This is a genomic window from Rhizobium giardinii bv. giardinii H152, assembly GCF_000379605.1.
GTDB classification, from domain to species: domain Bacteria; phylum Pseudomonadota; class Alphaproteobacteria; order Rhizobiales; family Rhizobiaceae; genus Pararhizobium; species Pararhizobium giardinii.
The window spans coordinates 467184-492704 of record NZ_KB902680.1 but is presented as its reverse complement, the minus strand read 5'-3'; the positions used below and the strand labels follow the sequence as shown (position 1 = coordinate 492704).

At 57.7% G+C, this 25521-nt stretch carries 30 protein-coding genes and 1 tRNA gene; 18 read left to right on the top strand and 13 right to left on the bottom strand.

What is annotated here, in order from left to right:
• The 5 genes from A3AY_RS0118210 to A3AY_RS0118190 form a co-directional block, all read right to left on the bottom strand.
• Positions 1-433: electron transfer flavoprotein subunit beta/FixA family protein (locus A3AY_RS0118210; RefSeq protein ID WP_018327100.1), on the bottom strand; the 433-nt coding region annotated here is incomplete at its 3' end.
• Positions 434-713: 280 nt separating this feature from the next.
• A complete protein-coding gene (locus tag A3AY_RS0118205; protein ID WP_018327099.1) occupies positions 714-1508 on the bottom strand; it encodes a rhomboid family intramembrane serine protease in 795 nt (264 codons plus the stop codon).
• Positions 1509-1540: 32 nt separating this feature from the next.
• Positions 1541-2119 (bottom strand): cob(I)yrinic acid a,c-diamide adenosyltransferase, encoded by a 579-nt coding sequence (locus tag A3AY_RS0118200; protein ID WP_018327098.1) that lies wholly within the window; start codon positions 2117-2119, stop codon positions 1541-1543.
• A gap of 3 nt (positions 2120-2122) precedes the next feature.
• The gene (locus A3AY_RS0118195) at positions 2123-2320 is read right to left on the bottom strand and encodes a twin transmembrane helix small protein (RefSeq protein WP_018327097.1); all 198 of its coding nucleotides are present in this window, start codon (positions 2318-2320) and stop codon (positions 2123-2125) included.
• 22 nt (positions 2321-2342) lie between these two features.
• Entirely contained in the window at positions 2343-3176 is an 834-nt protein-coding gene (locus A3AY_RS0118190; protein WP_018327096.1) for an SDR family oxidoreductase, read from the bottom strand.
• 91 nt (positions 3177-3267) lie between these two features.
• Between A3AY_RS0118190 and A3AY_RS0118185 the strand changes: the two genes are divergently transcribed.
• Positions 3268-4182, top strand: a complete 915-nt coding sequence (locus A3AY_RS0118185; protein ID WP_018327095.1) for a YihY/virulence factor BrkB family protein — start codon at positions 3268-3270, stop codon at positions 4180-4182.
• Here A3AY_RS0118185 and gluQRS read toward each other — a convergent pair.
• A complete protein-coding gene (gene gluQRS / locus A3AY_RS0118180; RefSeq protein ID WP_018327094.1) occupies positions 4177-5064 on the bottom strand; it encodes a tRNA glutamyl-Q(34) synthetase GluQRS in 888 nt (295 codons plus the stop codon). The two genes, A3AY_RS0118185 and gluQRS, sit on opposite strands and share 6 nt — an antisense overlap.
• Positions 5065-5160: 96 nt before the next feature.
• On the opposite strand from gluQRS, the gene A3AY_RS0118175 reads away from it, so the two are divergent.
• Together A3AY_RS0118175 and A3AY_RS0118170 are read left to right on the top strand one after the other, a co-directional pair.
• A complete protein-coding gene (locus A3AY_RS0118175; protein WP_018327093.1) occupies positions 5161-5808 on the top strand; it encodes a DNA-3-methyladenine glycosylase family protein in 648 nt (215 codons plus the stop codon).
• A 108-nt stretch (positions 5809-5916) separates the two neighbouring features.
• The gene (locus A3AY_RS0118170; protein ID WP_018327092.1) at positions 5917-6474 is read left to right on the top strand and encodes an HNH endonuclease; all 558 of its coding nucleotides are present in this window, start codon (positions 5917-5919) and stop codon (positions 6472-6474) included.
• 31 nt (positions 6475-6505) lie between these two features.
• Here A3AY_RS0118170 and A3AY_RS0118165 read toward each other — a convergent pair whose 3' ends face one another.
• Both A3AY_RS0118165 and A3AY_RS0118160 read right to left on the bottom strand, forming a co-directional pair.
• Positions 6506-7027, bottom strand: a complete 522-nt coding sequence (locus tag A3AY_RS0118165) for a disulfide bond formation protein B (RefSeq protein ID WP_018327091.1) — start codon at positions 7025-7027, stop codon at positions 6506-6508.
• 7 nt (positions 7028-7034) lie between these two features.
• The gene (locus A3AY_RS0118160; RefSeq protein WP_018327090.1) at positions 7035-7622 is read right to left on the bottom strand and encodes a YqaA family protein; all 588 of its coding nucleotides are present in this window, start codon (positions 7620-7622) and stop codon (positions 7035-7037) included.
• Positions 7623-7799: 177 nt separating this feature from the next.
• Between A3AY_RS0118160 and A3AY_RS0118155 the strand changes: the two genes are divergently transcribed.
• Both A3AY_RS0118155 and A3AY_RS0118150 read left to right on the top strand, forming a co-directional pair.
• Positions 7800-7884 (top strand) — tRNA-Leu (locus A3AY_RS0118155).
• A 99-nt stretch (positions 7885-7983) separates the two neighbouring features.
• On the top strand, positions 7984-9375 hold the full coding sequence (locus A3AY_RS0118150) for a tyrosine-type recombinase/integrase (RefSeq protein ID WP_018327089.1): 1392 nt from the start codon (positions 7984-7986) through the stop codon (positions 9373-9375).
• A 107-nt stretch (positions 9376-9482) separates the two neighbouring features.
• Here A3AY_RS0118150 and A3AY_RS0118145 read toward each other — a convergent pair whose 3' ends face one another.
• Positions 9483-10064, bottom strand: coding sequence for a Cap15 family cyclic dinucleotide receptor domain-containing protein (locus tag A3AY_RS0118145; RefSeq protein ID WP_154663307.1), 582 nt, complete (start codon positions 10062-10064; stop codon positions 9483-9485).
• A gap of 555 nt (positions 10065-10619) precedes the next feature.
• Between A3AY_RS0118145 and A3AY_RS39225 the strand changes: the two genes are divergently transcribed.
• Both A3AY_RS39225 and A3AY_RS39220 read left to right on the top strand, forming a co-directional pair.
• Positions 10620-11273: a Cap15 family cyclic dinucleotide receptor domain-containing protein gene (locus A3AY_RS39225; protein ID WP_154663306.1), complete on the top strand. Its 654-nt coding sequence runs from the start codon at positions 10620-10622 to the stop codon at positions 11271-11273.
• A gap of 1 nt (position 11274) precedes the next feature.
• Entirely contained in the window at positions 11275-12441 is a 1167-nt protein-coding gene (locus A3AY_RS39220) for a nucleotidyltransferase family protein (protein WP_154663305.1), read from the top strand.
• Here A3AY_RS39220 and A3AY_RS0118130 read toward each other — a convergent pair.
• A complete protein-coding gene (locus A3AY_RS0118130) occupies positions 12367-13200 on the bottom strand; it encodes an IS5 family transposase (RefSeq protein ID WP_018327086.1) in 834 nt (277 codons plus the stop codon). The two genes, A3AY_RS39220 and A3AY_RS0118130, sit on opposite strands and share 75 nt — an antisense overlap.
• Positions 13201-13837: 637 nt before the next feature.
• On the opposite strand from A3AY_RS0118130, the gene A3AY_RS0118125 reads away from it, so the two are divergent.
• The gene (locus tag A3AY_RS0118125) at positions 13838-14536 is read left to right on the top strand and encodes a recombinase family protein (RefSeq protein ID WP_018327085.1); all 699 of its coding nucleotides are present in this window, start codon (positions 13838-13840) and stop codon (positions 14534-14536) included.
• A gap of 225 nt (positions 14537-14761) precedes the next feature.
• On the opposite strand, the gene A3AY_RS0118120 is transcribed toward A3AY_RS0118125, so the two are convergent.
• Positions 14762-14980 carry a hypothetical protein gene (locus A3AY_RS0118120; RefSeq protein ID WP_018327084.1) on the bottom strand — a complete coding sequence of 73 codons (219 nt, stop codon included), beginning with the start codon at positions 14978-14980 and terminating at the stop codon, positions 14762-14764.
• 606 nt (positions 14981-15586) lie between these two features.
• On the opposite strand from A3AY_RS0118120, the gene A3AY_RS0118115 reads away from it, so the two are divergent.
• The gene (locus A3AY_RS0118115) at positions 15587-15943 is read left to right on the top strand and encodes a hypothetical protein (RefSeq protein ID WP_018327083.1); all 357 of its coding nucleotides are present in this window, start codon (positions 15587-15589) and stop codon (positions 15941-15943) included.
• Between the two features lie 217 nt (positions 15944-16160).
• Here A3AY_RS0118115 and A3AY_RS35480 read toward each other — a convergent pair whose 3' ends face one another.
• The gene (locus A3AY_RS35480; protein WP_083925987.1) at positions 16161-17096 is read right to left on the bottom strand and encodes a M10 family metallopeptidase C-terminal domain-containing protein; all 936 of its coding nucleotides are present in this window, start codon (positions 17094-17096) and stop codon (positions 16161-16163) included.
• A gap of 430 nt (positions 17097-17526) precedes the next feature.
• Between A3AY_RS35480 and A3AY_RS41505 the strand changes: the two genes are divergently transcribed.
• From A3AY_RS41505 to A3AY_RS0118055, 9 genes are all read left to right on the top strand, one after another.
• Positions 17527-17700, top strand: coding sequence for a BRO family protein (locus A3AY_RS41505; protein WP_162709234.1), 174 nt, complete (start codon positions 17527-17529; stop codon positions 17698-17700).
• Positions 17636-17824, top strand: a complete 189-nt coding sequence (locus A3AY_RS41500) for a BRO family protein (RefSeq protein WP_268841559.1) — start codon at positions 17636-17638, stop codon at positions 17822-17824. The genes A3AY_RS41505 and A3AY_RS41500 overlap by 65 nt, the downstream gene beginning before the upstream one ends.
• Before the next feature lie 259 nt (positions 17825-18083).
• Complete coding sequence (locus A3AY_RS0118090; RefSeq protein WP_018327079.1) at positions 18084-18287, top strand: hypothetical protein; 204 nt, start codon at positions 18084-18086, stop codon at positions 18285-18287.
• A gap of 1858 nt (positions 18288-20145) precedes the next feature.
• The gene (locus A3AY_RS35470) at positions 20146-20718 is read left to right on the top strand and encodes a polysaccharide biosynthesis C-terminal domain-containing protein (RefSeq protein WP_026203576.1); all 573 of its coding nucleotides are present in this window, start codon (positions 20146-20148) and stop codon (positions 20716-20718) included.
• 47 nt (positions 20719-20765) lie between these two features.
• On the top strand, positions 20766-21332 hold the full coding sequence (locus tag A3AY_RS37090) for a glycosyltransferase family 2 protein (RefSeq protein ID WP_162709233.1): 567 nt from the start codon (positions 20766-20768) through the stop codon (positions 21330-21332).
• Positions 21333-21357: 25 nt separating this feature from the next.
• Positions 21358-21843, top strand: coding sequence for a hypothetical protein (locus tag A3AY_RS0118070; protein WP_154663304.1), 486 nt, complete (start codon positions 21358-21360; stop codon positions 21841-21843).
• Positions 21844-22404: 561 nt separating this feature from the next.
• Entirely contained in the window at positions 22405-22788 is a 384-nt protein-coding gene (locus tag A3AY_RS0118065; RefSeq protein WP_234913063.1) for a hypothetical protein, read from the top strand.
• Between the two features lie 457 nt (positions 22789-23245).
• A complete protein-coding gene (locus A3AY_RS0118060) occupies positions 23246-23554 on the top strand; it encodes a hypothetical protein (protein ID WP_026203575.1) in 309 nt (102 codons plus the stop codon).
• A 244-nt stretch (positions 23555-23798) separates the two neighbouring features.
• Positions 23799-24023, top strand: a complete 225-nt coding sequence (locus A3AY_RS0118055) for a hypothetical protein (protein ID WP_018327072.1) — start codon at positions 23799-23801, stop codon at positions 24021-24023.
• Positions 24024-24055: 32 nt separating this feature from the next.
• Here A3AY_RS0118055 and A3AY_RS0118050 read toward each other — a convergent pair whose 3' ends face one another.
• Positions 24056-25369, bottom strand: a complete 1314-nt coding sequence (locus A3AY_RS0118050) for a calcium-binding protein (RefSeq protein ID WP_018327071.1) — start codon at positions 25367-25369, stop codon at positions 24056-24058.
• Positions 25370-25521 lie beyond the last annotated feature (152 nt).

Genomic DNA, 25521 nt, shown 5'->3' with positions numbered 1-25521 from the left:
TGGAGGCGAACGTGCCTTGCGCCCAGCCGAGCAGGGCCGACAGCATCTGGCCGGTCTGGTTGCTGTCGTCGTCGATCGCCTGCTTGCCGACGATGATCAGCCCCGGCTGTTCGGCCTCGGCGACGCCCTTGATGATCTTGGCGACGGCGAGCGGCTCGACCTGATCATCCGTCTCGACCAGGATCGCCCGGTCGGCGCCCATGGCGAGCGCCGTGCGCAGCGTCTCTTCAGCCTTGGCCGGACCGACGGAGACGACCACCACTTCCGACGCCTTGCCGGCCTCCTTCAGGCGCAAGGCCTCCTCGACCGAAATCTCGTCGAACGGGTTCATCGACATCTTCACATTGGCAAGCTCGACACCCGATCCATCCGGCTTCACTCGGATCTTCACGTTGTAGTCGACGACCCGCTTCACGGTGACAAGAACTTTCATAGTGTCCTTCCTTACAAGACGTTTGCCGAGAAAATGCGCTTTAACGCAGGTGCCTGATTGTCGGTTGGCGACATCGATACGCGTTTTTTCTCCAATTACAATCTTTGCCTCTCCCGCGGCCAAAAGAATGCAGCGGGAAAAATACTTACGTTTACGTGTGCGTCAATATTGAATCGTGATCGCACGGCAGAAGTTTGCGGCCCTTTTACAAAGGAAGACGTCTCGACTGACGCTAAAGCCCTGTTTTCAACCGACATCCTTCAGTTGTCCCGGACACCATTCAGGACGGTCTTCCCCAAGGCGTGGGCTTTCTTGTGGCTTCTGCTGGCATGGGCGATGGCATGGCGGGCGTCGCCTCGACATGCTGGACGGCGCGCGGGGTAACGATCGTACGGTCGAACAGGGGCACGTCCCGGCGTCGCAAAATGACCACCAGGATAAGCCCGGCGATGATGCCGCCGACATGCGCACCCCACGAGACGCCGCTCTCGGGATCCGCCACGAGCATGAAGAACTGCTGGCCGATCCATAAGGCGAGCGGAATGAAGGCGGGCAGCGGAAGCGGAATGCGAAACAGCACCAGCACCCAGACGCGAACTTTCGGATGCAGGAGGAAATAGGCGGCGACGACGCCGGAGATCGCGCCGGAAGCGCCGATCAGCGGCGCCTCGGATGCCGTGTTGACCAGGCCGTGCGTCAGGGCGCCGGCGGCAGCGCACAGGAGATAGAAGATCAGGTAGCGAACATGCCCGAGCGCATCCTCGACATTGTCGCCGAACACCCACAGGAACAGCATATTGCCGGCCAGATGCCAGAAGTCGCCGTGCAGGAAAGCATAGGTCACGTAGGTGGCCTCGTCCGGCACCAGCACGAGCTCGGGTGTCAGTTGCGCATAATCGAAGGCGATGGCGGGAATGTAGCCGAGCCCCAGGATGGTGGCGTTGGAAAAGGCCTCCGGCACCACGAGCGGCCCGGTGAGCAGCCACATGGCCACATTGACGATGATCAGGCTGATCGTGACATACTGCACCTTGATGTGCTTCAGGGAATTCGCGTCGTGCAGCGGTATGAACATGAAATCCCCTGTAGGCTGGTAGCGTCACGAGGCTACCTGTTTTTTCCCGGAACCCAAAGCACATCCGACTTGCCCTTGTCGTTCGTCCAGCGCGCCGCGACAAAGAGGAAATCGGAGAGGCGGTTGATATAGGCGAGCGCTTCGCGACTGACGGCCTCGCCCTCCATCCGCGCCAGTTCGACCATCTGCCGCTCGGCTCGCCGGGCGACCGTGCGGGCAATGTGCAGCGCCGCCGCCGCGCCGCTGCCGCCGGGCAGCACGAAGGAGCGCAGCGGGTCGAGGTCGGCATTCAACGCGTCGATCTCGGTTTCGAGCCGGGTCACCTGCGCCGCGATGATGCGCAGCGGCTCGTAAGGGAGCGTGGCGCCTGTATCCGGCGTCGAGAGGTCGGCGCCGAGGTCGAAGAGGTCGTTCTGGATGCGCATCAGCATTGCATCGAGTGCCGTGAGCTCGGCGGTATGCTGGCGCGCCAGTCCGATGAAGGAATTGGCCTCGTCGATCGTGCCATAGGCTTCGACACGCAGATCGCTTTTCAGCCGGCGCGGCCCGGCGGCCAGGCCCGTCGTGCCGTCATCGCCGGTCCGCGTGTAGATTTTGTTGAGCTTCACCATCTGTCAGCGACCGCCACCGGTGAACCACAGCGTCAGCATGATCAGAACGATCGCGACCGCCTGCAGAAACACGCGCGCCTGCATCAGCTTGTTGGATGTATTGCCGTCGCCGCCCTTCAGCATGTTGAAGAGGCCGCGAATGAGAACGATGACGACAAGGCCCATGACGAGCAGCGTCAGACCGGTCATAAAACTGTTCATGTGATTACCTTCGTCTTTCCCGTCAGCCGAGACGGCCGATGATCCGATAGAACAGACCGGCCGGGAGCAGTTTCTTCAGAAGTGCGCCCTGTTTGGCCGGTTGCGTCACGATGTAATGCGGCTTCGGCTTCCTTTCGGTCAATGCGCGTTTCAGCGCAGCATAGACCGCATCCGGCTCCAGCTTGCCTCTGGCAGGTCCGCTCTCGCCTTTCAGGCGCCGCATCTGCCGTTCATATTCCTTGGCATGCACCGAGCCCTTGAGGTCGATGAAGCGCTCGACATAGGCGACCGCATTGGCGGTGAAGCGCGATGTGATCGGCCCGGGCTCGATCAGGCTCACCTCGATGCCGCTTCCGGCAAGCTCCATGCGCATCGTCAGCGTCAGGCCTTCGAGTGCGAATTTCGACGCATTATAGGCGCCCCGCCATCGATAGGGCACGATGCCGAGAATGGATGAGCATTGCACGATGCGCCCGTGGCCCTGCGCCCGCATGGCCGGGATGACTTGCCGCGTCAGATCGTGCCAGCCGATGACGTTGGTTTCCAATTGTAGACGAAGAGCTTCCACCGGTAGGTCCTCGACCGCGCCAGCCTGACCATAGGCGCCGTTGTTGAACAGCGCGTCCAGCCTGCCGCCAGTGCGGGCAAGCACCTGTTCTACAAGAGAATATATGGTGTCCGGTTTGGTATAATCCATAAGGAAGGCTTCAATGCCGTCGCTTTCCAGTGGCCCCAGATCCTCCACCCGCCGGACAGTCGCAAACACCCGCCAGCCGTCGCTGGCGAGTGCCCGGGCGCACCAGGCGCCGATGCCGGAAGAGCAGCCGGTGACGATTATCGAGCGACGGTCGGTCATTCTGTTCGAACCCTGTAGAAATTACCGCCCGGTTTCCCATATTCATGAACAGGTTACAATCCGAACAGCATCGCGCAACACTGGAGAGGAAATGCCGGCCTTCATTCGCATAGCCTGGAAGGTCGTGTTCGACGCGGTCTGGCATTTCAGCGAGGATGACGGCTGGGCGATGGCGAGCCATGTGGCGCTTTCCACCCTTTTGGCGATCTTTCCCTTCCTGATTTTCGGCACGGCGCTCGGCAGCTTTCTCGGCGCCGACCAGTTTGCCACCACCGCCGTGCATTTCATCTTCGATACCTGGCCCGAATCGATCGCCAAGCCGATCTCCGACGAGGTCGTGCGGGTGCTGACCATCCCGCGCGGGGGGCTTCTGACCGTATCGGTGCTGGCGGCCGCATACTTCGCCTCGAACGGCGTCGAGGCGCTACGGATCTCGCTCAACCGCGCCTACCGCGTCGCCGAAAGCAGGCCGTGGTACAAGACGCGTGTGGCCAGTCTTGGTTTCGTGCTGGCGGGCGTCCTGGTGCTTGCCATGGTCAGCATCCTGCTGGTGGCGGTGCCGCTCGCCGTCCGCTATGCCGGAACCTACCTGCCATGGTTCAACAATCTTCTGGCGCTGCTCGACAGCTGGAGCCTTGCCGGCGTCTTCGTCATGCTGACGGCCGGGCTGATTGTCAGCCATCTGTGGTTGCCCGATGGACACCGGAAAATCCTCGATGTGCTGCCCGGCATCATCCTGACGCTGGTTGCCTGGTCGATCGGCGCCTACGTCTTTGCCTCCTATCTGGCCACCTTCGCCAACTATGTTTCGACCTATGCCGGGCTCGCCTCGATCATGATCGCGCTGGTCTTCCTCTACATCGTCGGCGCCATCTTCATCATCGGCGCGGAGATCAATGCGGCGATCATGAAATACAAGGTCAAGCGCATGGTGATGCGCAGCTTCAGGGGGACGAAGGAAAGCGGGACGCAGGCGGCGGAAACCCGCAAGGAAAATATCCTATAGGATCAACGCCCGAACATCGTCCGGCGTTTTTCCGGCTTCCCGGAAAGCCGCAATCCCCGTGTCCTTGTTGCTCTTCGACAACTTGCGCCCGTCCGGCCCGGGGATCAGGCGGTGGTGATGGTAGACGGGCTCGGGAAGGTCGAGCAATCGCTGCAGCAGCCGGTGCACCGCGGTCGCGTGATAGAGGTCGCGTCCGCGCACCACATGCGTCACACCCTGCAGCGCATCGTCCATCGTGACTGCGAGATGGTAGCTTGAGGGCGCATCGGAGCGCGACAGGACGACATCGCCCCAGGCGGCCGGGTCGGCCGTGATCTGGCCCGTTTCGCCGTTCGGGCCGGCGCCGGTTTCCTGCCAGGTCAGCGGCGCGTCCAGCTCGGCAATTGCCTTGTCCATGTCGAGCCGCCACGCATGCGGCTTGCCTCCGGCAAGCATCCTCTGCCACCCGGCGGCGGAGAGCTTGCGCTCCTCACCGGGATAGAGCGGTGCGCCGTCCGGATCGCGCGGCCAGGCCTTGCCCTTGGCTTCGAGCGCCGCAACCGCGGTCTTGATCGCACCACGCGTCAGGAATGCGGGATAGACCAGGCCCCGGTCGATCAATCGGCCGAGTGCCTGCCGGTAGAGATCGAGATGCTCGGATTGCCGGCGCACCGGTGTTTCCCACGACAATCCGAGCCAGCCGAGATCGTCAAAAATCCCGGCTTCGAATTCCGGCGTGCAGCGGGTAAGATCGATATCCTCGATCCGCAGCAGGAAGCGTCCGCTCGTCGCCTTCGCCATGTCATGGTTGAGAATGGCCGACAAAGCGTGACCGAGGTGAAGCTGGCCGTTGGGGCTCGGCGCGAATCGAAAGACCGGTTGTTTTGGCAATGGCGCGTTCATGCTTTCTCCTTGCCATGGAAGAAGGCGCCGGGCCATTCGTTTAATTCCGTTGTGTGGCGAATCGCGTGGACGCCGCTTTGCGTTGGAGGGTGGGAGATGCGGATCATCCGCACGCATGAGGATATCGCCGCCGGGTTGCACGGGCTGGTGATGCTCGATGCGCGACTGGAGCCGGTGGTTGCCAAGGCCGGACCGGTGCCTTTGCGCCGCGCCGATCCCGGCTATCGCGGCATCGCCAATATCATCGTCTCGCAGATGGTCTCGAAGGCCAGCGCCGCGGCGATCTGGCGGCGCATGGAAGAGAAGCTCGGCGACATCTCCGCCGAGACGGTCCTTGCGGCGAGCGACGAGGATTGCCGCGAGCTCGGATTGTCGCACGCCAAGGCAGATGCTCTGCGCGCCGTTGCAAGAGCCGTAACGCGCGGTGAACTCGATCTCGCGGCGATTTGCGAGATCGACGGCAGCGCCGCCATTCGCGAAATGACCTCGATCAAGGGGGTCGGCCGCTGGACGGCGGAGGTCTACCTGTTGTTCTGCGCCGGTCATCCCGACGTCTTTCCTGTCGGCGACGTGGCGCTGCAGAATGCCGTCGGCCATGCGCTGACACTGGAGGTCAGACCCTCGGCGCGCGAGCTTGATTCGCTGACGGAGCTCTGGGCTCCGTGGCGCAGTGTCGCCGCGAGGCTTTTCTGGGCGTATTATGCCACCGAGATGCGCCGGGACGGCCTGCCGGTGGCGCCATAAGGTAAAAAGCGAATCTTTTGTTTCCTTTTTCCTTTTGGCTTCACAATCCTGACGCAACGCGCCTAATATAGAAGGTGCAGGTGCCGAATCGAGCAGGAGTATACTGGCTTGACGATTGCAGTCTCACCACACGGCCTTCCAGCGCTCGTGCTGAACGCTGACTACAGGCCGCTGAGTTACTACCCCTTGTCGCTTTGGTCCTGGCAGGACGCGATCAAGGCCGTTTTTCTAGACCGTGTGCATATCCTCGCAGAATACGACCACCAGGTTTCCTCGCCCAGCTTCACCATGCGCCTGCCGAGCGTCGTCTGCCTGAAAAGCTATGTGCAGCCGTCGCGCCATCCGGCCTTCACCCGGTTCAACGTTTTCCTGCGTGACCGGTTCGAGTGCCAGTATTGCGGTTCGCCGGATGACCTGACCTTCGACCATGTGATTCCGCGCTGTTGCGGCGGCCAGACCACCTGGGAAAACGTCGTGGCCGCCTGTTCGCCCTGCAATCTTCGCAAAGGCGGCAAGCTGCCGCGCCAGGCGGGCATGTTCCCGCACCAGAAGCCGTTCCACCCGACGGTGCAGGATCTGCACAACAACGGCCGGCTCTTCCCGCCAAACCATCTGCATGACAGCTGGATGGACTATCTCTACTGGGATGTCGAGCTGCAGCCTTGATGGCCGGACCGTAAGCCGAAGCTGACGCTGCCTATGCCTTGGCGGCACTGCGCAGGGCGATGGCAGCCAGGATGAGGCTGGCGATGACGTTCCATCCCGCGAACGAAAGGCCGAGAACGCGCAGCGCCGCATCCGTGCAGGAGGGGCCGTGCTTGCTGTCGAGATCCCCGAGCAGGTCGCCGACATTCGAGGATACGCCGGATGCCGTGGTCGCGCAGGTAGCCGGCCCTTCCCAGAAATGCCATTCGACACCGGCGTGATAGACGCCGAGCCCGGCACCGACCAGCATCAGGATGCCGATGATCGAAAGCAGCGACCGCGTCAGCCAGACCGGCAGTTTCACGACCGATGTCACGATGGCGAGAATGCCGATCGGGATGCCCCAGTAATAGGGTGTGCGCTGCATCAGGCAGAGCGCACAGGGGATATAGCCGCCGATATGCTCGAAGGCGAGCGCGCCGCCGACGGTTGCCGCCATGCCGAACGTGGCGATAAGGGAGGCAGCAAGGCCGCGGACCGGCTGTGTCGGGCTAGGGCTCAAGGAAAGCTCCATTGGCGTCTCAGGCAAGGAAACGATAGGCGGCAAACATGGCAATCAGCAGGCCGGCAACGGCCGCCGCCAGCATGCCCAGCCGCTTTTCGATGAAATGCCGGATTTCCTCGCCGTAGCGGCGCAGCAGCCAGGCGAGCACGAAGAAGCGTGCGCCGCGGGCGATGATCGCCGAGATGATGAACAGGCCGAGATTGATGTTGGCAGCGCCGGAAAGGATCGTCACCACCTTGATCGGCGGCAGATGCGCAAGGCCCGACGTTACCAGGAGCAGTACCAGCGTCTCGTACCCGACCGATGCCTTCAATTGTTCGAAGGCTTCCAGTTTGCCGTAGAACTGCAGGATGGGCCGTGCCAGCGTCTCGAAGGCGTAGTGGCCGATATACCAGCCGGCGATACCGCCGAGCACCGACGCGACCGTCGCAACCAAAGCATAGCGCCAGGCGCGCTCCGGTCGGGCGAGCGCCATCGGCAGGTAGAGCACGTCGGCAGGAACGAGGAAGACGGAGCTTTCGACGAACGCTATGACCGCCAGCCAGACTTCAGCGGATTTCCGGGCGGCGAGCGACATTGTCCAGTCGTAAAGGCTACGAAGCATGCGGGCTTTCCTGTTAATCTCGAAGCCTTTTAGGCAGGATTGCCGATGCTGTAAATGATGTGCTGCGCCTGCGAAGCGCACAGTTTTGTGATTCCGGCAGGCCCGATCCTCAAAATCCCGGTTGACCGGCGCGAAACGGTTCGTGTACACGCTTTTTGCTACCTCGACGGTATCCGTGCCCCATTGGCGGAACTGGTAGACGCGCTCGACTCAAAATCGAGTTCCGAAAGGAGTGCTGGTTCGATTCCGGCATGGGGCACCAATCATCGCTGGTATTCACCAGATAAATCAATAGCTTCAATGCTTTAGGCCTCTCCTTTGGTACATATTTTGGTACATGGAGAGTACAATCGTGGGTCTGATGTTACCATACACCCAGCAGCTTCCGTGCGGTAAATGGCGTTACCGCCGCCCTGTCCCCGACCGCCTCAAGCCGATTGTGGCTAAGCGGAACTTGATCAAAAAACTTGGCGGCACCTATGCGGAAGCGCTCAGTGCCTATCCGAAGGTTCATGCCGAGTTTGAACTGCTAATTCGGAAAGCGGAGCAGGTCCTCGCAGCAGAGGCCGAACCTCACGAATTGCCCATTCTCACGAAGCTAGAACTTTACCTTGAGGGCATCGCCAAAGTCCGCCGTATGGGTTTCGACCCTCACGACGCTGTCGTTGATCGTGATGACCCGGAAAGTGTAGCCGAAGATGCGGCCCGAACTTACGTGGCCGATGCGATCCTTGAGGAATACCCGAAAGACCCAGCCTCTGGCGACCCGGTAGGCGTCACCAAGATGGATGAGTTCGTGGTGCGAGCGCTCAACGGTGGCGCACCTCCGGCACCCGAGCCAACACTTGAGGATGCCAAGAAGCTCTACATTGCCGAGAGAGTTACGGGAACCGAGACGGAGATCAAGAAGAAGGTCCAGCGCCTTGACCGCATCACCGGATATATCGAAGCTGCCTTGGGTCGCCCTCCGACGATCCCGCAATTCAGCCGTTCCGACGCAAAGCTGGTGCGCGATCACATGCTGTCCGGTAAACTTAAACCGTCGTCGGTGAAGCGTGACCTCAACGTTGTTAAGGCGATGTTCAATCACATCATAACGGAAATGCAGTTGGCGGGATGTATGAACCCCTTTGCCAAGCTGCCCATCGCTGGCCTCAACGAAGACCCGGAGGACGAACTTCGCGATCCACTGCCTGATGACATTCTCCAGTCTATCCGACGCCTAGTCCTCAATAGCGCCAATGATGACCTTCAGTTTATCTGGCGTCTTCTGGAGGGGACCGGCTGCCGCTTGGCTGAGGTCGTTGGCCTCAGAACCGAGGACATCGTTCTTCACGGCGAGTGTCCACACTTCGTCGTTACGTGGCACGAAGGACGGAGGATCAAGACCAATGCTTCCAAGCGGGAGGTGCCACTGGTGGGTGATGCTCTGGATGCAGCGAAGGAGGCCGTAGTAGGGGCAGGGGATCGGAAGATGCTCTTCGCCCGATACGGAAAAGAAAGCGGCCCAACGAACGCCTCTGCCTCCCTCATGAAGTATGTGCGCAAGGTAACTGAGGACACGGCCCACGCTGTCCACTCGCTGCGCCACAACATGAAGGATCGGTTGATCTTGGCCGAGGTCTCCGAGATGGAGCAGAATCTTATCCTTGGCCATTCCCTTGGTGGCGTAGGAAACCGAACCTATGGCGGCGATAGAGCAAAACTCAGGGCGATAACCAAGGCGATGAAACGGGCGTTCGGTTCGGAGTAGCCATAAAGGTTCCCAAGGGGCCAAAGTTCTGAGAACCGGAGAGCGCTATACCGCGCCTTTGGTCTTGAATGACAGGGTTATGACATTCCACACGAATAGGTGGGGACTTATTGCCAGAGCATCCACCATGGGTTCGACTTGACCTCCTCAAACTTTAGTCGACCTCGTCGATGCGTCTCAGTAAAGTAGTCACCGATCAATTCGAGCTTGGAGCCCATGGAAACCCGAAGGATTGCCACGCCCCGGTATCCGAAATTGCGTTTGATGCCGCCTTCGCGTCGATGATTTGAGTAAACATAGTACAGCTTATAGTCATCAATATCTGCAGACCTGCTGGCTTGCACGGCCAGGGTCCAAGAAATCGATTCCTGGCTTTCGAGGATCAGTTTGATTGAGAATGGGGTGTGCCGAATATGCAAGGTCACATCGCGGTGTTCCTCCTCTCCTCCTGCGCCGCTGAAGTGGACTTTTCCAACCCACTTCCCGCCGAGGTAGGGGAAGATTGCCCGTTGGACGCGGCTGCTCCAACGCCATGCCATGACTATCAAGCCGATGACTACGGCGATGTAGGTGGAGACCCACCTCAAAACGCGCCAACCTGACGTGTAGATGTCTCCGGCACCAGTCGACGTGGTGGCCATAAACAATATAACGATGACAACTGCGAGACCAAGTATGACTGTTAGCATGGGCCTAATGGGCCACAAATGTAGCATCGGCGATCACCTAATATGCTGGAGTGGTAATGAAGGGCATTGATACAATTTTCAGGAACTTTGCAAACACTTCCAAGGAGCCAGCGACGCTCATTGTTTGCTTTTACACTGGAGTGGGGCTTCCGAAGTTTTGTTCGCCTATGGCGAGATCACCCTCGCCGCCGACCGGAGCGGAGTTTGATCTGGATTTTGACCTACACCTACGGAACGCATTATCGATAAACCCTGCTACACATGACGGAGCAGTTATGGTGGGCCGCACAAACTCACTCTCGCACTACAGGATCACGGGTTGGTCGTTCAGGCTGTTTGCTCCCGATGCCGATGTTATTGCTCCACCAAATCGGGGTTCTGCTTTCAACAGTTGCCTTGCGATGGCTGCATGTCAGCATGTCGATGCAATGTATCTCAGATCGGAAGGCTCTATCCGTCGATTTGACCGGATGGGCCATGAAATAGTCATAGGCTGATCAGTCATTCTGTGAATTTCTCCACAATTCTTTTATTAACCCTTGAACGACTCAACTTATGACCCCATTCTTTCATAAATTTTTTCATTCGAGGTATATTTTGACGGATCACGAATATTCCGTAGTCGGGCACAGTCGGACTAATATAGCCCGCTATCTCGCAATTTTTTCAGCCTTACTGGCTTCTGGGGTTGTTTCCATTGGGGCGGTCTGGGTTCAATTAGCTAACTATTTCGGGTTGCCCTCTTGGGCAAATATAGTTGTTGTTCCTGTGTCCGCAGGGACTGTTTATTTCATTCTTCATTTTCTTTTCAATAAATGGGGGTGGTCGTATTTATTCTATGTAATGGGACTTCCAAACATTAGTGGGGCGTGGAGTTGCACTGGAAAAACGGTCGACACGGTGGGGGATGTTACCTTCGAGTGGCAGGGCGAAATCACCATTACGCAGACTTGGGAGAAGATCAGGGTCTATCTTCGAACGGCGCAATCTTCATCCCATAGCGTTTCAGCTGCGCTCGTTCCGGAGGGTGGCAAGCGGTGGATGCTCATGTACAGCTATCGTAACGAGCCACGAATAGGCGAGCAGATGAACCCTCATCTCGGATACTCCGAGTTGTCTTTTGCGCCTGATCTTAGAAGTGGTGACGGCGATTACTTCACGGCCAGAGGGCGCGGCACTTGCGGTCGCATGGAGCTAAGGAAGATTTAGAATGGCAACAAACTTTAATTCTCGGCTTCAGAAGCTGCAGACGCGACGGCAAGGCCCTGCAGAAGTTCGCAAACTGCGGAAAACCCTCGACGGGTTTTATGTCCCGTTAGAAGAATCATATCAAAAACGCGCTACTAAAGCTGCCTCCACGTACGCGCTGGGTGCCATGCAAGAAGTGGACCCTACCTATACGTCGAAATCATTCGATGAGGGCGATCGCATCAAGAACCAGCTTGAGAAAGCGCTTGCTGGAAAAATACCTGTCGAGTTCGACTACCAAGGTTCAGTGCCGCTTAACGTTCATATCCGAGGGGTCAGTGACATCGATTTGCTTCTCCTTCGAACCGTTTATGTTGTAATCGACCCAAGCGGCCCAAAGGCTAGCTCGGGTTATTTCGACTGGACGGGGAAGCCGGGACCAACTCTGCTGGGCGAGCTAAGGAATGAGGCTGAGCAAATACTGACTGATGCCTTTCCTGAGGCTAAAGTGGATGTGTCTGGATCGAAAGCAATAACAGTATCCGGAGGCTCGCTTCGCCGTGAGGTTGATGTTATCCCATCTCATTGGTATGACTCGGCAGATTACCAGCGTAATAACTTAAAGAAAGATCGAGGGGTATATATTTACCTTAAGCATGAGTCTGATCGAGCGTTAAACTACCCGTTTCTGCACATGTACCATATAGAAAATAAGGACATTCTTAGTGGAGGCAACACTAAGAAAATGATCCGATTACTTAAAACATTAGTGTCCGATTTCGAAGGTTACCCATCGATCGAATTGAGTAGCTATGATGTGGCTTCTTTGGTCTGGTACTTTGACAATACACAGTTAAACGTACAGAATTGGAACGAACTGGCGTTGCTTTGGGTGGCAAAGGCGAATTTAGACAGTATGGTTGCGAATGAAGTCGCGACGCGCAACTTGCAAACTCCTGATGGAACGCGTCGGATAATAGACAAAGAGGTTAAGTTCAGATCGCTGAGGACGTTGGCAAGCGAGGTAACCGATCTGGTGAATGAGGTCGCGAAAGAGCTAAAGGGACTTCCTGTCTTTACGACAGAAGATCTTAGAGTCGGACTCGAAAAGGCTTCAACGATATCCATATCTTGCAAGACGTCTGGTGAGCATGCGGATGTGGGCGATGGTTATCCAGGCTTCTGCTGAAGCGATGGATTTCTCGAAGTCCTTTGCCAGCCTGCGGCATCGACCCAGCCATGCGAAGGTCCGCTCGACAACCCAGCGACGGGGGAGAATTTCAAAACCCTTCGCCTTGTCGGAACGCTTGATGATTTGGAGCGTCCATTTCCCGATTTTCTGCAGCCGCTTTTTCAGCTTGTCGCCCGCATAGCCGCCATCGGCGAAGACATGAAGGAGCCATGGCCATCGGCTGCGGATGGATTTGAAGAGATCGGGAGCGCCGTCGCGGTCCTGGATATCGGCGCTGTGCACCATGAGGCCGACCATCAACCCGAGCGTATCGACGATGATATGACGCTTGCGCCCTTTGATCTTCTTGCCCGCATCAAAGCCCCGGATACCACCGCTTTCAGTCGTTTTGACGCTTTGGCTGTCGATGGCACCGGCCGTCGGAGAGGCTTGCCTCCCCTCCAGTTCCCGCGCCTCCATGACAAGGTGATGGTTGATCCGTGACCAAAGACCCATGGCCCGCCATTCATAGAAATACCGCTGCACCGTCGAACAGGGCGGAAAATCCTTCGGCAGCATCCGCCACTGACAGCCTGTCGAAGCGATGTAGAGAAGGGCGTTTAAAACATCGCGCAAATCGGTCTTGCGCGGACGGCCGAGACGGCGAGGTAAAGGCATGAAGGGTGCGATAAATTCCCATTCGCGATCCGTAACATCGCTTGCATATCGGCTCGTCCGACGGACATAATTCCGCCGGGTGGTTTCAGTCCAGGCCATTGTGCTCTCCATCGAATCTTGCAAATCCGAAGGAATCACAACTGACTGAAATCACTCACATCTTTTTGAGGCAGCCTCTTAGTCGAACATTAAGAGAGTCGTACGTAGCTCCGGCACTTTAGGCGCGCGTATCGGTTCAACCAAGGCCCATGAGGATAGCCGTCAGAAGCACCATGGTCGCCTTCATGGTTGCCGGGAGATGTATACGGAAGCCACCAACAAGCCCAGAAGGCGGGCGAATGGCGCGGGGTAATGTGCGTGGTACGAAAGCATGGCGGTGAGGCGGCCATGCCTTCGAGCGACGACTGAAATGTTCCGTAAAAAATTTCGCCGCCACCCGGTCAAATAAGCTGCACAGGCAGGTTTCCCCCGTCGCCCCCTTCCGATCTATTACACAGGGTGGCGATTGCCCCGGCACATAACATGTTTTCCGCTCCACCCGGAGGCGGACCGCAGCGAGGCGCTGGTTTGGTCGAGGGACGACGCCCAGGTTCTGATGTGGGGTTGCTGTGCCTTTGGCTGTTCCCCGCAAAGCCGATCGAGGCCATCACTGATTTCATTGTTGTTTACATCCACAACGTTCGTTGACATTTGATAATCGGCCTGACATGTTTCTTCCAACACAGGAGAACAGGCCATGCAGCAGTACGTCATCTACACCCGGGTTAGCACCGAAGACCAAGGCCGCAGCGGTCTCGGGCTTGAAGCTCAGGTGCGCGACATCGCTATCTTCCTCGACAAGTTCTCCGATATTCCCTTCGAAGTCCTCGGGCGGTTCCAAGACATCCAGTCGGGTGCTGATAGCGAGCGGCCCGAGTTGTCCAAGGCACTGGACATGGTACGGCGGACCGGAGCCGAGCTGCTGATCGCCAAGCTGGACCGGCTGAGCCGCAAGATGTCGTTCATCGCAACGCTCATGGATGACAAGAAGGTCAAGCTCCGGGTCGCGCAGATGCCACAGGCTGACAAGTTCCAGCTCCACATCTACGCGGCATTGGCAGAGCAGGAGCGGACATTCATCTCGGAGCGGACCAAGGCGGCACTGAAAGCGGCCAAGGTGCGCCATCAGGATGCAAGGGCGAAAGACCCGGGCTATGCCAAGCGTATCGGTGGTCTCCGCGACAAGACGATGAAGCGCAACGAGGCGATCCAAGTGAAGGCAGGCAACGAAGCGGCCAAGGTCATGAAGATCATCGGCCCGTTGAGGGCGGCGGGGCAGACCCTGAGCGCGATTGCCGAGACGCTGGACAGCATGAACATTCCGACATCCCGAGGCGGCAAGTGGACACCTACGCAGGTATCGCGGGTGCTGGAGCGGGGGACAATAGTTGGCTAGGAAGGGTGCGAGTTCTGGTGCGGTAACGCCCCTTCACGGCGTTCAGCGCAATTCGGGGGTCCGACATAGCCAAGCCGGGGAAGCCCTCAGTGGCCTCCTACGGCGTCACAAGGCGGGGCCGGATCGGGGCAACAGTAGCGATTTCGTTTCTCGATTTCGCCTCCCGTCCCGCTCACAAGGAAACGCCGCCATGATCGCCCTTCTTCCGCCGCAGCCGCCACCGGTTCACCGCAGCGCCCCATTGTTCGCCCCACCCGCTGTTTCGCGGTCACCTACTTCGATGGCGATCTGGTCCTTCACCATGGCCGTCAGTCGGTCTTTCGTTCGAAGAGACTGAACCGAGCCAAACGCATTGCCCGTTCCAACATGCCAGACCGCGCCGACAGGATGGAGCTTGTCGAGATCAGCTTCTCCGTCTTCAATCGGCGGCGAGGGGCGTACCAATCACGTCTCGGATGACCTGACGGGCACTGGCTGCCGAGAATGGCGAATGGGGGCAACAGTAGGTGAGCCGAGGTTTCACACTATGGTTATACCGTGTGGACTGAGGTTCGACCCAAGCTCCTGTGAGACGGGGAGGGTGTCCACACCTCCTCCGCTTCACCATGGCAGGACTGCAGGTAACCACGGTCTGCCCCTGCGTATGAGCCTTGGGACTGTGGCCCCTCTCGCAGGTGATCACCGTGGAACCCAGGCAGGAGCCTTCGATGGCCTGACCGAGGCTGTTAGCCGGGAAGAGGAGGACAGCGTCCCCTTCCTGACAAGAGGTAGCCCAAGGCAGACCACAGCCCCACCGTGGTTCATCACCCTGGACGAATTGTGACAGGTGGTCTCCATCCTCGGAGGGCATCGCCGGAGCATTCTTGCGCTATGGTCTGCGTCTCCCCCGGTATCTACCACAGACGAGCATCAGGCTGCTGTGGCACCGTGCCCCGGCCAAATCCATAGGGCTGCTCAATTGCGTCCACCGCATCACAAAGAATGCTGGTCTGAACGAAACGTAGCCCTGAGTTCATCCATCACACCACAAAACAGGAAAGGTATCCTGCATTGATCCCAGCGGTCATCACCGCCATGCACACCATCGAACTGATCGGCTCCTATGTCGCCCGTCATGTCGAAAGCGGCCTCACGGTCGATCTCACCTCCCGTCGAAACCGCAGTACCACCAAGGGGCCGATCTCTCCGTTGTGTCGGAAGCTGGTGGAGCTTGGCCATGACCCCGATGGAACGGTCCACGTCATCCGCAAGGCGCTCGATAGAGACGGACATATCCCTGTCTTCAAGCGAGACCGGGCGCTAAAGGCTTGGGCTGGCGTCGATTGTGTCGAAAGCGAAACGCGCTCGTTGTACGTCCAGAAATATCGCCCGTTTCCTGCTGCGGTAGGGGCGCTTCCGAAGGGTTAGCGCCTTCGGATGGTACCGGTAAAACGCTTCCTTGGCGGGGACTGGCGATCCGGCGCTAGCTTCCCGTCAGGCTTTCACCGTTCCGGGTTTCCGAGAAACCTTCACCATCGGTATGTTATGCTCGCTTGTCCGCCTATCGGTGTCTTTGCGAAGAGCCACTTCCAGGGTACTTGTGTCGTAACGGTTGACGCCTGTGCCAGTGAGAATTTGTCCGCAGTTACAGAGCGAAGTAGTCATCCCTTAAGGACAGGGCATCATCGAAATGGATGGCGAAATCGGCCTTCTTGTCACCGTTGATGTCCGCGTAGACATAGGTGTCGGACTGGTCCTTCACGAACCGTGTCTCACCGGCATGACCGGAGAAGCCCTTGGTTCCAATCCAAGTCAAATCTTGGTTCCCGCTCACCTTGGTGTTGCCATCGATCCCCGTTAGGTCGATGCGGTCCCAGCCGGTGAAATCGGTGATGACATCGGGGTTGGCCACCTTGGAGGTGTGGTGGTTCTCAAACAAGAATGTGTCTCTGGCCGTGCCAACGCCGCCAGACATCACGTCGTAGCCGAGCCCGCCGCTAATCACATCTCCGCCAGCCTCACCGAATATACGGTCGTCGCCGGTCCCGCCTTTGAGCGTGTCGTGGCCGTTGCCACCTTTGATAACGTCGTTGCCAGAACCGCCGATGATGTCGTCGTGCCCGTCGCCGCCTTCCAGACGGTCGTTGCCACCCTTACCGTCGATCTTATCGTTCAGCGCAGTCCCCATGATAGTGTTTGCGCCATCGTTGCCGTAGATTGTCTCGTCAACGTCAATCACGTCGATGTCGAAGAACGAGACGGACTTCTCTCCTTGGAGGTCTGTAGCTGTGACGGTGACGCCGACCATGACCAAATTCTCGATCGCCTCGTAGTCAAAGCTGTTGGTCAGCACGATCTGGTTGCCCAGTACCTCGAAATGCACTGGCTCATCCCCGGCGTACGCATCTTCCCAACTGGCCCAGGTGAGTTCGTGCCAGTACCGTGACGCCGGTCGGATGCTATAAGTCACCAACGTTCCATCTGGATCGACGGAAGCCAAGGTCCCCACCACAGTTCCAGCCGGTGCGTTCTCAAGGACCGAAAGGTTGGAAAGGGTAGGAGCAGTAGGCGCTTGGCTCATCGTGGGTCTCTTTATCTTGCTGGTGACCGTGCTACACGTAACAGTGGCAAGTTGGAAGAGCAAGTTGCGAGGAGACCCGGGACGCTGACACCGAGGTCGTATCCACAGCTCAATCCGGTGAAATCTACGAGTTCAACGCTCGGGACTACCACCGTGCGATCCCGGCGACCGGCGACGGCTGGCGGTTCTTCTTCCGCGCCTCGGTCAACACCCTGACGAAGGGTCCGTTGAACGAGATCAGGTGGCAGGTTCAGGTGTATCTGCCGCACAAAGACTTGGGGTGGTGATTGGTGGCTGAACGCAGTGGCTGAGAACCGCACAGGGGTTCACATCCTCGCCAACCGGGCTGGCCTCAGCAAGGACCAGAAGCAGATGGTGGATCGCTCGGAATACCCCAGCTATTCTGTGGGAGATGGAGAAGCGGTTCGCCATGAAAAAGACCCTCACCAGCACCGCTGCGCCGGTCGTCTCCCTCTTCAAATTCAAGGACGAGGTCCGCGTGGTCACCATCGGCGGGGAGCCTTGGTACGTGGCTGCGGATGTCTGCCGCGTCCTCGGGCACAACCGTTGCCGTCCGACTGACCAGCACGGAAGAGAGAGCTAAGTCGGATTTAGGGAAAGGCCCTGCGGTAAATGTGATCTCGGAGAGCGGCCTCTACAAGCTGGTCCTGCGCTCCGACAAAGCCGTGGCCAAGGACTTCCAGCCGCTGGCGCTCAGAACTGGGTGACCCGCGTTGTCCTCCCGGCCATCCGCAAAGACGGTGGCTACGTCCTGGGCGAGGAGCATGTGGCATCCCGGCCGCTTCCTTCCATCGTCAACCAGTATGTCGGCATGGTCGCTCAATTCCTCCACCGATGGAACGGTTGCCTTAGTGCAATGATTTCATTGAAGAATTAGACATTTCATCAGTTGACAAAAGATGTGCGGCTTCCGTAGACCCGCTCGGGGATCAACCCCAAGTGATTTGCGAAAGGAAGACAAACGCAATGCTCATCAAGATCGGTGGCTTCGAAATGGAAGCCTCGCGCCGCAGCCTATTCCTCGGCATCAACCTCGGAAGGCATTGGCGCTACCAGACGTTCCGTGATTGGTCCCGCCAAGGGCTGACAACGGAGGATTGGACTGATCGAAGGACAGGGCAGACCGCTAGCAAGTATGCAGGGGGCGCGTGGGAGACCGTGAAGGGCTAAGCCCATGGTCGCGCACAAAGCTGTTGAGCGCCAAGAAACTGGTACACTTTCCCGACTGATCTGGTACATTCACTCGGTCTAAGGCTGGAGAGGCCAAAGGCTCAAGCTATTGATTATACGATGATAATTCCCGTACGGTGCTTCTTGAAATCATCGCCGCGTTCCGGCATGGGGCACCACCAACATCTAAAATAGCGTGGAATTTGTCGTCTTTTTTGCGTCTGAATGTCCAGACTGCCCGAAACAGGGTTGAGGGCTGGACACATTTGTTCTGTTTTTTCGGCTCAGTCGACATCCTCGTCAGGCTTCGTCATCAGCTACATTGCGGCACGTCAGACCTCCGGAAAGCCGTGGTGCTCGATGCAGTCCAAGAGGCGACCGTATTGCCGTCACTACTGCGTGCGGGATCTACAGAGAAGACCACCCCGTGTCCGCAGGCGTGGACATCGACGCCAGCGTGCGGCGTTGCGGCCTGCTAATCACGAATGTTGTCGCGGCTATAGCCGTAACCACAGCCAGCCTTGCGGGCGCTGCGTATGCGGCTGCCGGGGGCGCGAACGATGTGCATATCAATGCTGTAATCAGTCACTGCGTTTGCCGACTGCACGCGGGTCGATCTGCCGATTAGTAATAGCCGGGTAAATCACGGGACTAGCGGAACCACATCAATTCGATCGGCAAGCCAAAGCGTTACCCTGGCGGAGCAACGTCGAAGGGCATGGCGGCAAGGTCAGATTTCGCACGAACCTTGGCAACTGGGACGATCTTGTGCGGCTTTCCTACGCGAAAGCAAAACGCAACGTCAATATCAGTCCCGTCAGTGGGAGGCCCTTTGGTTTCTCAGGTTCCTTTCAATCGTCAGCCCAAGCACCAGAACGCAGCACGTCCACAAAGCTATGTAACTGACGGAAAGAAGTTGGGTGGGGTACGTCGGGTAAAATGCCGTCCTGAATAACGAAACAAAATGCATTATTGGATTGTACGATAGTAGATTCCTGACCTGCGGCGGCATGTATTCGGGGATAAAGAACACTGCGCTAAAGAAAATTTGAACGCGAGAAAACATGGACCATATAAATTTCCACAGCGGGAATACATATGTAATAAAAGAATTAATAAGACCTAGTCCAAATGAAAACAGATAAAGGAGGGGTATGAATTGCATTAGCGCAAATGGATTGTAAGGCAATGCGTAGCGCGAAAGATTGAATAAATTGATGAATCCAAAGAAAGCCACGAACATCAGCCCAAAGGAAAGGAGTTCCACAAAGCTTCTAGCGATTGCATAATCTACAGGCTGAACGGTGGGTATGCTTGTTACAGACTTAGACGCCTCTATGGCTGAGGCTGCTCTCAGGCTGATTGTGCGGAACAACAATACGGGCAGGATGCCTGTCGTAATGAACAAGAGAAGACTGTCGCCTATCAAAAGCTGGCGGTGCAAATAGGTGAAAATGATCCAATGAGCCACGATAAACACAACGGCCTTCAAGCACGTCAAACAACTGACTGAACGCGTGCTTGCTGTTGCGTAGTCTGGCTTCACGGATCATTAAGGCTGTGATCACGCGGATCTGCCTTGTCAATCCCAGCTGAAGAGTGGAAACCATTCGCTTTAGCTCTTCCCTGTGTCGAGTACTCGGTAGCGCGCGCACCCATACACGCTGCGCCGTCTAACCTCAACAGTTTTGGCCCGACGATCGATCGCGGTTTCCCTCGGCGCAGATCTCTGCTGCGCCCAAAATCCAGCAGGCGCGACACTGTGCTGGAGCGCCGCCGCACCATGTGGGCCGTCTAGCGCACAACCATACTGTGATGTTAGGAGTTGCAACTGACACCCGCTGTGAGGAACAAGGACATGCGAGACGGCTTAGAGTTAAATAATCGAGCAGAGTTGCTTGAATCTACCTTGGCGGCCGCAGCCCAGGATCAGCGAACGGTCGATGACCAACGTCGAAGTACTTCTCCTTTACTGGATGGAATGTCCTTCCACGATAGTATCCGACATGACGATGATCGCGGCAGCGTGACTGAAATATTCGATCCGCGATGGGGCTGGCACGGTGACCCGCTCGTCTTTTCCTATGCCTTCACAATCCGACCTGGGATGGTCAAGGGGTGGGGGTTGCATAAGTTGCATGAGGACCGCTATTTCGTGCTGAGCGGCGAGATGGAACTCGTGCTCTTCGATCCGAGGCCTGAATCAAGCACCCATGGCAAAATCTGCAAAATTTACCTGTCCGGGTCTCGCCCTCGGCTGGTCAATGTGCCGAAGTTCGTGTGGCACGCCGACCGCAACATCGGTACATCAGATGTGGTTGTTCTGAATTTTCCAACAATTCAATATGATCATTCCAACCCGGACAAATACCGTCTCCCGTTGGATACAGATCTGATCCCCTATAGTTTTGGAAATGCCAAGGGATGGTAGGCCGACCCTGTATTTCAATCCTTATGCCGACCCACTCACGCACGGACGTGATTGGATTCGCAATTGAATCAGTGCTGGCCCAATCAGTCGAAGACTTTGAGTTGTTGGTGGTCGGCGACGGTTGCGCGCCAGGAACAGCCGAAATTGTCTCAGGCTACTGCGACCAGAGAATTCGATTCTTTGATCTGCCTAAGGCACCATTCTTCGGCTACGCCAATCGAAATGTGGCGATGAGGGAGGCGCGGGGAAAATACATCGGATTCGCCGCTGATGATGATCTGCTGTTCCCTGACCACCTAGAGATATTGTTGAAAGGACTTCAAGCGGGCAGCGCGCTGGCTTACAGCCAGGCGCTCTGGGTCTCGACTGACGGAATTTCCGCGCCGTTCATGACGAACTTGACGGCAGATGATGAGCTCGCAACCTTTATGGAGCGCCGGAACAGTATACCGGCGAGCTGTTTTCTCTATCGCGCGGATAGCCTTCCGGTCAGAGATGCGTGGCCTGAGGATGTGGAATCTGCCGCCGACTGGATCCTTTGGCGCAGAATAATTCGGGAAAATCCAAACCAGCCTATCTTTTATTGCCGTACACCAACTGTTCTTCAGCGCTAAACGCATGGCCTCGCGATATGCGAGAATGCCCGAATTTGCGACCGCGCTGGATGTTGCTGATCAGGTAACCTGGTGGCCATCACCGCTGCGCGTTTCAGTGCCTGACGGGAAAACTGAGCAAGATGTCTATGCAGGCCACATGCGGGCTGATCCGGAGGGCTGGCGCGAGAAAATTCGAGGCGCGACGTCTGACCTTATCGCGCGGTTGGCCTGGGAAGACATTCAAACGGTGAGGCCATACCTGGCACAGGTGGAGGAGAAGTTATCTGTCACATACAGCGAACTTGCGGAGTCGCTGGATCGCGCCAATTTGACGATAAGTGAGCTCGGGCGGGCCGAAAGTGAGGTTCTTGAGGCGCAAAACGCCAATCGTATACTGGATGGAATGCTTGCTGCGGCGAATGAGAAAATTGAGCTGCAGGCGCGCGAGATAAAGGCAATGCGATCGACAGTAGCTTGGAGGTTGTCAGTGTTGCTCAAGCGTGTGCCATCCCTGCTGCGCCGCCAATGAAGCCCTTTCTGGAAAAGCGGGAGGGCTCTCCCGTTTTTTGGACCTACTCGCCGATCTGATAGATCGCCTCGTTATCCTGAATCCCCCGCAAAGCCTTGAACGACGCGTGCCGCCATCGTCAGTCAAGGCGCGACGCTCGATCCGCACTTATCCGTAGTTGCGCGGTGCAAGGATACGACCGGCAGTCGCGGTCGCGCCGGGTAAGAGGTTAACGTCAGCATCTGACTGTGGCCGAAACGCTGCAGCCATTGATTTCAGAAGATGCTAATGCTGGTTTGTGAATGCGGCGCGACCTGATCCACCCCGCGCGTTAGTTCTGCGGGGTGGTGCGTCTCCCGGAAGTCGGCCCGGTGTCGCCGCGACATCGGTCCAGCGACAGTGCCGCCCGAGATCCTCCCGTTCCAAGCTCGGCGCCCCGCCGTCGATACTCCTTTCCGCTGTGGAAAGACGGTGGATATCCTGTGGACAACTTTTCGGATTGGCGGCTGCATCGCCGCATCTGTTCCCATTATGTTCCTCTAGTTGAGCAGGTCAAGGCCCGCTTCGCGGAACCTATTTTTCATGATTTCGTTAGTCTTTATCGAGAACGATCGAGTGCAGGAGGAAGATATGACAAGAGTGGTTGATAAGCATCTTGCTGCGGCATTTGTTGTTGCCGGTGTCCTGACCGCGCTGCCGTCTGCTCCGCTGGCGCAATCGTTGGACCTGTACATTGGACCGGGCGGCCCTGACGTGGAATACCGAGAGCCATATCGCAGGGACTATGAATGGCGGGGCGGCTGCAGCCAACGACAGGCCATCCGCCGCGCCTACAGGCTGGGAATGCGCGATCCGGCTGTGACGTCCATCGGACGCCGGCAGATCGTCGTTGACGGCATCGGCCGTCGTGGTGAATACACGACCCTGCGTCTTGCCAATCGCGAAGGGTGCCCGCGCATCGGATGACCCTCGGGCCCAAACCCAGGCCCGGGCGATAGGGCTTGGAACGAGTTGGGCGGGGCCAGCGCGAAAAGCACCACCGGAAGCGCTGGCCCCTATGGCCGTAGCCGACTCGCTCAGTTTACTACCTTCCGGTTGCAGCAAGCAATGCGGCAGAGGTGTTAAGGACTAATGCTTTAGGGTGATGTACAGCGCCGACGACGGATGGAAACGCGTCCGCGGCGGTTGTATGCTGGTCGAATAGCATCGGCCTTTACAGCGAAAGCGCTCTTGACCCGTCTCTCCAGGTTGGTCCGCCGCCCTCCACAGGGAATGCTGCCGGACGGCTCGGAGCAACAAATCCCATTGCGCGTGTTGCCTCCTCGAAGGGTTGGTGTGAAAGTCTGAGCTGACCCAAGGCCCGTCGACCGTAAGATCGAGCCGCGGGCAGGCCACCGGACTGAGGAGCACGGAGGAGGTTCCAGTGGGCAGGACATTGGCACTCTTGGTTTCGCTTTGCCTGGGTATTCCGGGCCTGGCTATTCCGGCATGGTCGCATGATATCTACGAAGTCGCGTGCTGCGCCGGGCGCGACTGCAGGCCGATACCCGCAAGCGATGTGACGCCAACCAAGAAAGGATGGCTCGTGCGGGCGACCGGCGAGATCATCAGTTACGATACCTGGCCCCTCAAGCGGTCTCCCGACGGCCAGTTCCATCGGTGCGCCGCCTTCAACGATTTCGGCCCCACGGGCCGGACCAAGTGCCTCTATGTCCCGGATATGGGGGAATGACGGCATCTTTAGGCTCGCATGGCTGCATTGGCTGATGCGCGCAGCGCGCAACTTGCTTAACGCTATACAACCTTTAGGCGTGCCGGCAGTGGATAGTGCAGGCCGTTTGCCCCAATTCAGCACAGGTCCTGCAGGCTGTTAACCGCCACTCCGCATCGTGATTGCAAAACGTCTTATGGACGCTCACTCTGGAGCAGGTCAGTCCCCAATCGGCACATCCCTAATCGGCACATGGAGATCGAATATGTCCCAGTCTGTTACGTCCGCCGGCGTTTTCGAGGATGTCGAAGCGCTGTCCGGTGCCCTGCTCTCCTGGTGCGCGGAACGAAGCATTCGCCTGCGCAGCCAAGAGGGCGTCAGCGCCGCCGGTGCTGTCATCGAGCTATTTTTTGCCGGCTACACCACCCAGGATGAACTGCTCGGGGCCCTCAGCGATCGCCTCAGCCGCGAGGCGATCTTTGCGTCGTAAGACTGCTCTTGGCCGCAGCCGCCCGGCATGCGTCAGATGATGAAGAAATCGGCGGACGTCAGGGCAAGATCCTTGCTGATCGTCGCAAAATGCACGGAGCCCCCGGCGGCACTGCCGTTGCTGTCATAGAACAGTTTTCCGGTATCGGTCTCGTAGATGATGCGGTCAGATCCATCATGGGCAACGCCCGCCGCGCTTTTGTAGAATTGCGCCGATGTCAGCGTCCGAGTACCGGCAATCTGCGTGAAGATCGCATTTTCGAGCCGCACCGTGTCGTCGACGACGTTGAAATCAAGGATCTTGTCGACGTTTGTAAATCTGTTGAGCGTGGTGTTGAAGAGGAAGGTATCCCTGCCGCCTTCTCCGAGCAACGTATCCTTGCCCAGTCCACCGGCGAGCAAGTCGTTGCCGCCGCCTGCCCGGAGGATATTCGCAGCCGAATTGCCTGTCAGCTTGTCTGCCGCACCGCCGGTGCGCACGTTCTCGATGCTGGTCAGCGTATCGATCTTTCCGAAGCCGTCGATCGCCTTGCCGGTCTGGAGATTGACGGTCACGTTCCCTGTGCCGCCGCGCCGGTCGTCGCGATGATACAGGGCAAGGTCGGAACCGAGGCCGCCGTTGATCTTGTCGGCGCCGCCAAGCCCCATGAATGATTCACTGACGGCGGCGCCTTTGAAGATATCGGCGAACTGGGTTCCACGGAACTGTTCGAACTCGGTGAAGGTCTCGCTGTTGCCCCAGGGGTCAATGACTTTTTTGGTATTTGCATCCAGATTGATGCCGCGGAAGGCCGAAGGCGTATAGTAGGCGTCGTCGAAATTGAGCGTATCGAAACTGCCGCCATTGCCGTCATAGGTGTCCTTGCCTTCGCCGCCGTAGACGAAGTCGTTGCCGGAACCGCCGATGAACCTGTCGTTGCCGCTATATCCGATGAGGTCCTGGTCGCCGGCACTGCCTTTCAGAATGTCGTTTCCATTCATCAGCAGCCGTGCGATCCCGTTCTGGCTGAGGGTATCGACTGCATCGTCGAAGGCCGCGAGCAGGATATTCAGGCCCGTCAGCGTCTGCATCTTCGTCGTGCCGTCGTTGAGATAGATCTCGATGGCGGTAATCGTTCCGCCGATCGGGTCCTCCGTGGAATCGAAGGCGAAACCGGTGCCGACCAGTTTCAGCTTCAATCCGTTCGTCAGGTTGTACCAGATGTCTGTCGATGTCGTGGCGCCGCGGACAGCTTCATTGGCTTTGACGATTTCCTCGAAAAACGGCATGTAGTCGAATCCCGGCAGGGGCGGGTTGTAATGGTCCGGGTTTACGCCGCCGGGGAAAAAGGATGTAAAAGTCGCCACGTAAATATCCTCCCGCGAATTTGAATAAATTACCTAAATTAGTATTTTAGAATATTATCGCGGTAAAGTCGCAAACCGGCGCCGGACGCTACGTCCAGAGTTGAAGTCTCTCCCACAGAAGTGTTAGGTGCACTGCAACAACACCTCTTTCC